This window comes from Collinsella aerofaciens, from assembly GCF_040910325.1.
Taxonomy (GTDB): Bacteria; Actinomycetota; Coriobacteriia; order Coriobacteriales; family Coriobacteriaceae; genus Collinsella; species Collinsella aerofaciens_BL.
Genome location: NZ_JBDGAV010000047.1, coordinates 1 through 5983, shown reverse-complemented (window position 1 = coordinate 5983; position 5983 = coordinate 1). Strand labels below are relative to the sequence as shown.

At 54.1% G+C, this 5983-nt stretch carries 8 protein-coding genes; 2 read left to right on the top strand and 6 right to left on the bottom strand.

Annotated elements, in window-relative coordinates; translation table 11 throughout:
* Positions 1-990 precede the first annotated feature (990 nt).
* The 3 genes from AB5Z25_RS10590 to AB5Z25_RS10580 all read right to left on the bottom strand — a co-directional run bounded on the left by AB5Z25_RS10590 (position 991) and on the right by AB5Z25_RS10580 (position 2150).
* The gene (locus AB5Z25_RS10590; protein WP_368135557.1) at positions 991-1383 is read right to left on the bottom strand and encodes a S1C family serine protease; all 393 of its coding nucleotides are present in this window, start codon (positions 1381-1383) and stop codon (positions 991-993) included.
* Entirely contained in the window at positions 1343-1465 is a 123-nt protein-coding gene (locus tag AB5Z25_RS10585) for a hypothetical protein (RefSeq protein ID WP_302630593.1), read from the bottom strand. Before AB5Z25_RS10585 ends, AB5Z25_RS10590 begins: the two co-directional genes overlap by 41 nt.
* A gap of 298 nt (positions 1466-1763) precedes the next feature.
* Positions 1764-2150, bottom strand: a complete 387-nt coding sequence (locus AB5Z25_RS10580) for a hypothetical protein (protein WP_368135556.1) — start codon at positions 2148-2150, stop codon at positions 1764-1766.
* A gap of 641 nt (positions 2151-2791) precedes the next feature.
* Here AB5Z25_RS10580 and AB5Z25_RS10575 point away from each other — a divergent pair.
* Complete coding sequence (locus tag AB5Z25_RS10575) at positions 2792-3031, top strand: hypothetical protein (RefSeq protein ID WP_368135555.1); 240 nt, start codon at positions 2792-2794, stop codon at positions 3029-3031.
* Between the two features lie 341 nt (positions 3032-3372).
* The gene (locus AB5Z25_RS10570; RefSeq protein WP_368135553.1) at positions 3373-4638 is read left to right on the top strand and encodes an ATP-binding protein; all 1266 of its coding nucleotides are present in this window, start codon (positions 3373-3375) and stop codon (positions 4636-4638) included.
* A gap of 79 nt (positions 4639-4717) precedes the next feature.
* Here the strand turns inward: AB5Z25_RS10570 and AB5Z25_RS10565 are convergent, their stop codons facing one another.
* From AB5Z25_RS10565 to AB5Z25_RS10555, 3 genes are all read right to left on the bottom strand, one after another.
* Positions 4718-5035, bottom strand: a complete 318-nt coding sequence (locus AB5Z25_RS10565; protein ID WP_255413614.1) for a BspA family leucine-rich repeat surface protein — start codon at positions 5033-5035, stop codon at positions 4718-4720.
* A gap of 180 nt (positions 5036-5215) precedes the next feature.
* Positions 5216-5644, bottom strand: coding sequence for a hypothetical protein (locus tag AB5Z25_RS10560; protein WP_368135551.1), 429 nt, complete (start codon positions 5642-5644; stop codon positions 5216-5218).
* Position 5645: 1 nt separating this feature from the next.
* On the bottom strand, positions 5646-5983 hold a 338-nt coding region (locus AB5Z25_RS10555), incomplete at its 5' end, for an ATP-binding cassette domain-containing protein (RefSeq protein WP_368135550.1).

The window sequence follows — 5983 nt, the reverse complement described above, 5'->3', positions numbered from 1 at the left end:
TTGATGGGGGGCTTGGACTATCGATCCTGTATTCCCTTCCCGGGCTATATGTGATCTTGTGCGCTTTGCCGCCTTTTGCTTCGTACGCTGCTTAAGTGCCTCGGAAAGTCCGATAAGCGCCGTGAGGAGCGAGACCAAAGCGGTCAGGAGCTTCACGAAATCAATCAGATCGGTCATGGGCATCACCTCCCATCAAATGGAGGGCTCTGCCCGGCACGAGGGCTGCCGACAGCAAGGACGATTCTATCAGAGCGGCTGACTCCCGCCCGATATTACCATCCCACCGCGCCTGTGCAAAAAAGAGGGCCGCCAAACAGCGACCCTCCAGCGAAAGTGCACGTTATTTAGGACAGTCATATTCTTTAAAAATAATGGCTGTTGTAGAATTACATATAAGAGTCACCCGGAAGGAGCGATCGATGAAAAGCAAACGATTTATCCTGAATGCACTTCTGGTAGTAGCAATATTGACGCTCTTGGTCTTCTCCTACTCATACATGAATCAGCCAAGATTTGGATATGCTTTATACGCTGTTTTTTCCGGCGAAACAACTTACAACACTTACAACACTATAGGCTTCATTGACGCAATCTTTTTCTATGTAGTCGGTCTATGTAGTCGGCCCCGTATCAAGCGAACTGATCGCTTTTGCTGTCAGCTACAACCTGAATCAACAAAGCCAAACTCACTCAGCGACTTCGGCCAAACAAGGAATCAATCTCTTCGTAATAATGATAATTCTGCAAATTGCGACTGTGTTGATTATCGCCCTGACCGCAACAAACGTTTTGAAGTATGAGTTCGGATTCATCGTGAGCTGTCTCATGGCAATTGCCGCGGGTATAGCGGTTTCGTATACGACACCGGCAAAGAAGTAGCTCAACTAACAGGGCCTATTTGGAATCTGAATCGTCCATGGAGCCGTCGATGCCGGTTTTGGTGTCGTCCGTATTGGAATCGTCATCCTTCGATATGTGCGATACGGCTCGTTAATAGCCCTGGCCGTAGCCCTGACCCTGCTGGCCTAGCAGCTCCTCCAGATACTGGCGCAGCTGCTCGTCGGTAATACCGCCGTTGCCGGTGTCGGTCGCGCTGTCGTTCTGCTGCTGGTTCTGCAGCTCCTCGTCGGAGCCCAGCTCGACCGTGACCTTCTTCTCGTCCTTGCCGCGCATGAGCGTGATCTCGACCTTCTCGCCCACCTCGTGGCTGCGCAGAGCGATGATCAGGCCGTCGGCGCTCGTGATCTCGTCATCGTCCAGCTTGGTGATGACATCGCCCTCCTGGATGCCGGCCTTGGCGGCGGGACCGTCCTCGACGACGCTCGCCACATACGCACCGCTATCAGTGCTGAGCCACGCGCGCTGCCGCCTGGGCACGGGCATCGGTTGGTACGGCGGCGTCCACGCTCGCAGGCGCTTCGAGATCGATGTCCACACCGTCATCAAATAGGCTCGATTGCTCCATAGCGGTACTCCTTCGCTCGATTTCAAACGGATACAAGAGCACCACCGTTACGACGGACGTCCCGGTTCCGTGCATAACGAAAAGTCAACCGAGGGTTTTGTCCCGTCAAGACGCCGAACGAGAATTACGTACCGCCAAGAGCCTCAAAACACGCCCCTCGCGGGACAGAATCCTCACTCGGTTTCCATGCGGAGCAAAAACCTCAATCGATCATCCTCCGCAACGTCTATCCACCAAAAAGGTCGCCCCACGTGGAGCGGCCTTTGCTCGCAGCTTTTTACTGATAGTTACTCAAAATTTATTCCAACACATCCACAGAAGAGCAGCGAATCGTATTTCTCTTTCGGGAATCGAGAAAATAGCCTACCTTGACTTTAGACCCAACGCTCACGGGGCTATCGCTTACATAGCGCGTATGTTCTGAATCAACCAGAATGGTCAGACGATCAGACCCGTCGTTATATGGATCTTCGCTTTCGACCGACATGGTAAAATCGCCAGAGCTGTCAACGTTCAACACCGATCCGCTCACGAACCACAAATGTGAATAGTCACCTCCGCTATCTTTTTGGCAACGCTCCACTTTTAGAAATAGCGCAGAGAATGCGAACACGGCAACTGATATAGCGATGAAAACCTTAACGCCACCCCCCCCCTTGCCATGAAATCCAAATTTATTCGCCAAAGAAAAATACCCCTGCCTTATCCGTGTAATTAGCATAGTACTACGTTAACGTACTCATGGCTGTGGGTTGGTTTAACCTACAGCCATGCTAAAGTTGCCAAAAGGGGCACAAAGGCCAATACGTTTGCGCAGTGCCGGCACAGCGACCTAGCATCGTATGCACCGGCGGAATCATCGCAGGCCTGCAAGGAGAGCATATCCACGGGCTCGTGGTCGCCGGAGGCCTCGTGATGCAGCACGCGCCGGGCGGCGACTGGAAGCGCGTCGATTGGGATGCACTTGCTGCCTGGCTCGGCAGATACGGTTACAAGGTCGCTGATTGCGAGACGGAGGCCCTTCCGACCGCCGACGCGTCGAGGCGATTACGCGAGTGGGAACGCAAGGGTAAAAACGCATCGTCACTGAATCAGTGAGTCAGTATTCTTTAGTGTTAGATGATGGATATTGAAATTAATTAGCGAGATAATGTGCATATCTCATAATGTATGCGTTTCACCATGAGAGAGTGGTCTGTCATGAGCTGGAAACCGAGAAAATGCGTTATCGCCGGTCTCGTGACAACCGGTCCTGGCGGCGGCTTTTTTGCAACCGCAAGGGCATCGTACCGACTTTTCACTTGCCTGTTCTGAAAGGCAGTTGCCATGCTGTCGCAAAATCAATCGAGATACTTGACCACAATCGGCTTTGCCCTGCTTGCATTACTCTTTGCTAGCGACCTTTTGCTGAAACCGCCCAAGGAACTCGTTTCGCTTGCCATAGACTGCATTTCCGCCCTTTACTTTACGGCAACCCTATTCGTCGGACTAAAGGAGAGGAAAAAAGGCGCAGTCGCCGCATCCGCCGTATGCGTGATCATAACCATTGCATCATTCTTTATCTGACACATTGGTGATTTAGGGGCGATATCGTAGGAATACGACCGGGGGAGCCGGGACCAGATTGCCCGGGTCGCTCGGTCGGCTGTTTAATAAGCGCTAACGGTTGAGTTGTCGCAGCATAATCGCGGCTGCAAATATGTGACCATATGACCATGCTAACATGTGCGCACAGTCATATGGTCACGGCTGTTGATTGGTGCCTTAGAAAAATTGAAATCGTCCCAACGAACCATCGTCAATCGTCCCAATAAGTTATCGTTATTTGTCCCAATAAGTCATCGTTATTTGTCCCAACGACGCAGATAGACAGTATAATTTCAAGTGGATGATTGGAGGGAAAGGCGATGGATAGGTACATAGGACGTTGTGTTGACTGCTTGGTCGAGCGCGACCTTGGCATTTTTGGTGCAGTGCTCATTCAGGGGCCGAAATGGTGTGGAAAGACAACGACAGCTCAGAGATTTGCCGAGTCATCGTTATCTCTCTCCGACCCATCTGGCGGTTTTGCGGCCCTCCAGCTCGCTCGTCTCGATCCGGCCCAGGCAATTGTCGGACCGACCCCGAGGCTTGTCGACGAATGGCAGGAGGAACCGAAGCTATGGGATGCCGTGCGATTCGAATGCGATGTCAGGGGAGGGGAGCCAGGACAGTTCATTCTCACCGGATCTGCGACGCCGCGAGCCGAGAACCAGCCGATGCACAGCGGTGTGGGTCGAATCGCCCGTTTGCGGATGGATACCATGACGCTTTTCGAGCTCGGTATTTCGTCGGGAGCGGTCTCGCTTGGTGCGCTGCTCGATGGCGATTCCGTTGCGGCATCACTCGGATCCATCGCCGGTATCGCCGGTATCGCGGATTTGCTCTGCCGCGGCGGTTGGCCCCAAGCGGTCGGTAAGACGACTGCCGACGCGATGCGGATAGCCGCCGCCTATATTGACGGTGTTTGCGAGTCTGACGTTTCGAGGGCGGATGGAGTGAAACGCGACCCGGTTAAGGTAAGGGCCTTGCTCTCCTCGCTTGCGCGCAATGAATCGACCCTTGCCGGCATGAAGTCCATCGAAAGGGATTTGGGCGTTGACGTCTCAAAGAATACGATTACCGGCTACATGGACGCGCTGCGCCGTATCAATATCGTCGACGATGTCCCCGCGTGGCATCCGGCTCTCAGGTCGCCGGTGAAGTTGCGGCAGGGCGCAAAGCGGCACCTTGCTGACCCATCGCTCGCCGTCGCCCTCATCGGCGCGGACCCGGAGTCGTTGTCATCCGATCCGAAGACCCTTGGCTTGCTCTTCGAATCCCTCGTGCTGCACGATCTCAAGGTTTACGCGGCGGCCAGCGATGCGACCGTATCTCACTACCACGACGCTGACGACCTGGAGGTCGACGCGATTGTCCATCGTCGTGACGGCTCGTGGGTTGCCGTTGAGGTCAAGCTCGGGAGCCCCCAAGTCCCAGAGGCAGTGGAAAATCTGCTTCGACTCGAGCGAAAGCTGGTCGATCGCGGGGAGAGGCCACCTGCGGCGAAACTCATCGTCATCGGGTTTGGTATGCCGGCTCACGTAACTGGCGAAGGCATCGTTATTGCTCCGGTCGACACGCTCGGAATCTAAAGCTATTTGCATTTCCAGAAATCCTCTATCTAGACGCCTCCTAGAGGATTTCTGGAAACAACCGGTATTTTGATCTGGGCTACGAAAGGTTACGGGTCCAGATTCCGTGCTGCGTGGAGCCGGTGATTTTGTTCAGGAACTCGCGCTGCTCCTCGGTTGCGAGGATGTAGGTAGAGCAGCCACTGAGCATCTGGTCGACGTCTGTGATTCCGGACGCCTCCCATCCCAAGATGCTGACGGCCTTGAGCGTCAGGCAGTTGAGGAACATGTAGGACGTGTTCTCGACGTTCGAGGTGTCAAGACGGTCGAGATCAAAAAGCTCCGTGACGCTTGAGCATCCCCTGAACATGCCCTCCAGGGTCGTGCAATCCGATGTATCGAGTTTCGATAGGTCGATTGGGTCAGACCGTCGAACAGGTATCTACCGCTCTCTGGATCCCAGGTATCCAGGACAACGACCTCACGGATTCGATTCCTGTAGGAATACCACGGTTGCTTTCCGAATTCGTCCGTGTGTGTACGGATGAATGCGGGATTCGATACCCCGGCGTCCTGATCGGCAGGCCGCTGGGAACTCTCACTCCTCGATAAAAGCCGGCACTCGGTTAGTCCTGCGCATCTTGAAATCGCCATTTTCGTGGGAGACGTAGAGGATGCCGTCCATCCCATCTCGCGATGCATATGAAAGGTGAACAGAACCGCAATCCGATCCATCATCGTCGAGAAGATCGAACGAATTCGGGTCGCTCGTTGCGGCCAAACGACCACTCATACAAGAGCCATCGTCATTACAGATTTGCCATTCCATGTCTTCGCCTGCAAGAATCGCCATAGACGGCCCGGTCGCGCCATCGTTGACATACATCCCGTCTATGCCAAAACCGTTTTCAGCGCCATCAATAAACGATTGCTCGGCCCTATACTTCGCGAATGATGCGCATAGTGCCATTGCAAGACCGATTACAAGGCCAACAATCGCTATCTTTGCATAGCTCTTGCCTATCATGTCATTCACCTCCTTCGTATGTATCGAGGTATTCCTGCTTGAGCGTCTGCGAGGACGACTTGATCTTTTCCACGAGCGTGCCGGCCTCGATGAAGTAGAACGAGTTGGTGAGGTCTGCCAGGTCGTCGAGCAGGTGGCTTGAAATGAGCACGCTGCGTCCCCGCGCCACTTCGCTGCGCATCGCGTCGCAGGAGGTTTTCCGCTTTCCCGGATCGAGGCCGTTCAGCGGTTCATCGAGGATGAGGTACGGGCAACCGGTCGCTATCGCCATGGCAAGCTTTACCTGCTGCTTCATTCCTGTCGAGAGTTTACGGGTCGGCTTGTCGAGATATGGGGAGA

Coding starts and splice junctions, on each gene's coding strand:
- AB5Z25_RS10560 (WP_368135551.1), bottom strand. CDS start 5,644: ATGATAGGCAAGAGCTATGCAAAGATAGCGATTGTTGGCCTTGTAATC.
- AB5Z25_RS10590 (WP_368135557.1), bottom strand. CDS start 1,383: ATGCCCGTGCCCAGGCGGCAGCGCGCGTGGCTCAGCACTGATAGCGGT.
- AB5Z25_RS10585 (WP_302630593.1), bottom strand. CDS start 1,465: ATGGAGCAATCGAGCCTATTTGATGACGGTGTGGACATCGATCTCGAA.
- AB5Z25_RS10570 (WP_368135553.1), top strand. CDS start 3,373: ATGGATAGGTACATAGGACGTTGTGTTGACTGCTTGGTCGAGCGCGAC.
- AB5Z25_RS10575 (WP_368135555.1), top strand. CDS start 2,792: ATGCTGTCGCAAAATCAATCGAGATACTTGACCACAATCGGCTTTGCC.